The sequence below is a fragment of the bacterium genome (genome assembly GCA_037131655.1).
GTDB lineage: Bacteria > Armatimonadota > Fimbriimonadia > Fimbriimonadales > JBAXQP01 > JBAXQP01.
This window is the reverse complement of record JBAXQP010000408.1, coordinates 1-1,989: the sequence shown is the minus strand read 5'-3', so window position 1 is coordinate 1,989 and position 1,989 is coordinate 1. Positions and strand designations below refer to the sequence as shown.

Sequence of the window (1,989 nt, the reverse complement as noted above, 5' to 3'; positions counted from 1 at the left end):
ACATAAGACCGTCTGTAAAAACCGCCTCATCGAATGATTCAACTGGAACGTTGAAATGGTGCTGGATTCCAGGAAGATCGGTAAAGCGAACATCGACTAACTTGATGTCTTCCTTCTTAATATAGGCAAAGATTTCCGCTGAATTCTTGAACATGCTTCTCCCAATTCACATGTGATACAGAAAGTACGTATCAGTTGCAGATCTCTCGCCATTGAGCTCCTCTGCGCTGTGGCAAGAGTAAGTCAGGCGAGGCAAAACGGCATAACCGCTCTGTTACAGCCATGTTAAGAATTTTGACCTCTAGGCTAGGGCCATGGATTCAAAGGGTAGAGAAGTCAGCCTTGGGCGACGCTTGGCTGCAATCACGCTGGATTGGCTGGCCTGTTATGCCATTATCGCCGCCCTCTCGGGCGGAATCGGGCAGATGAGCCCAGATCGCTCACCAATCATCTTGGCTCTTTTCTTCAGTGAGGTCGCCATCCTGACGGCATTAACGGGAGCCTCTCTTGGTCAGAAGATCTTTGGTCTGCGCGTAGTTCGTTTTAGCGATGGAGGGACGATCACTCCATTGCAGGCCTTAATCCGCACCTTCTTCTTAGTTCTTCTGGTGACGGCCGTGACTTATGACGAGGATGGCCGCGGGATTCATGAGCGAATTAGTAAAACAGTTCTGACTAGAAATTCGTAGCGATTGCGCTTTTCTTATATGGCTTTTTGATGTCTTGAAAGCATTTCCGGTTTGCTTATATAACACGGACAAAACAATTTAGCTTATGCATATAGGGTTGAAATAGGTAGCTTTGACAAGCAAAAGTGAGGTTGCTCGGGTAACGTTTTATTGTGAGAATCAAACGAGCAGGAATCATCTTTGGCCCTTTAGCAACTCTAGCTGGGCTCAGCGTCGGTCACTTTATTGCCTCCTTAAATACTAAGTGGCATAGCCCAATAATCTCACTTGGGAATCGAATCATCGATCATGTTCCACCCTCGGTAAAGAGTTTAGTGATTCGCGTTTTTGGTACAAACGATAAAATTTTTCTTGTCCTGACTATTCTTTCCGTAGTTTTTCTCATTTCGATAGTAGTCGGTCGCGCTTACTTATCAGGAAAGAGATATTTGGCTTACGCGATTATTGCGCTTATGACCGTTGCCGCGAGCTGGGCTGCGCTTTTAGATGCCGAGTCGAATCTATTCTCACTCATCCCAGCGGTGATTTCGAGTGCTACAACCCTTTATGTAATTAATGGGCTCAGCAAGCAAGAGCAAATCGTTGATGAAATAGGTCCAATGTTTTCCAGGCGCGAAGTATTTAAAGCTGCAGGAGTAATCGCTGCAGTCAGCATTGCCGCCACGGGGGCAGCTAAATTACTTGCACAGAAAGCAAGTGTTCAGGTTGAGAGAATTAGAATCGCACTTCCAAAACCACTTAAATTTCTACCAAAACCCCCGATAGATCCCGCCCTCACGACACCTGGTTTATCACCTCTATTTACACCCAATGCAGATTTCTATCGAATCGATACCTCATTAGTCGTTCCTAATATTTCAACCGATGATTGGTTATTGGAAATAGTCGGAATGGTGGCACATCCACGAAGCCTTACGTATAAAGAGTTAAGCGCTAGACCCGTTTTTGAACTTGACGACACAATCTCCTGCGTTTCAAATGAAGTCGGTGGCGACCTAGTTGGAAATGCACGTTGGCTAGGTGTTCGACTTGATGATTTGATTCGCGAAGCGGCACCGACTGCTGATGCCGATCAGGTTCTGGGATTTTCTCAAGATGGCTTTAGCGCAGGTTTTCCATTAGCCGCACTAGATGGGCGAGATGCGATGATTGCACTTGGAATGAATGGAGAGCCGCTGCCTTTGGCGCATGGTTTCCCAGCACGAATAATTGTGCCCGGTCTCTATGGTTACGTCTCGGCTACTAAGTGGTTGACACGAATTGAGTTAACGCGCTTTGATAAAAAACATGGATATTGGAT

At 46.2% G+C, this 1,989-nt stretch carries 3 protein-coding genes; 2 read left to right on the top strand and 1 reads right to left on the bottom strand.

All coding sequences use genetic code 11. The features are described from left to right. Positions 1-154 (bottom strand): glutamine synthetase (locus WCO51_13050; protein ID MEI6514181.1); only part of this gene is annotated, 154 nt, incomplete at its 3' end. Positions 155-314: 160 nt separating this feature from the next. Here WCO51_13050 and WCO51_13045 point away from each other — a divergent pair. Further along, entirely contained in the window at positions 315-689 is a 375-nt protein-coding gene (locus tag WCO51_13045; GenBank protein ID MEI6514180.1) for an RDD family protein, read from the top strand. Between the two features lie 428 nt (positions 690-1,117). Then, a partial coding sequence (locus WCO51_13040) for a molybdopterin-dependent oxidoreductase (GenBank protein ID MEI6514179.1) occupies positions 1,118-1,989 on the top strand: 872 nt, incomplete at its 3' end.

Excerpts from the sequence above, each read along its gene's own strand:
- WCO51_13045 (MEI6514180.1), top strand. The coding sequence starts at position 315 with ATGGATTCAAAGGGTAGAGAAGTCAGCCTTGGGCGACGCTTGGCTGCA.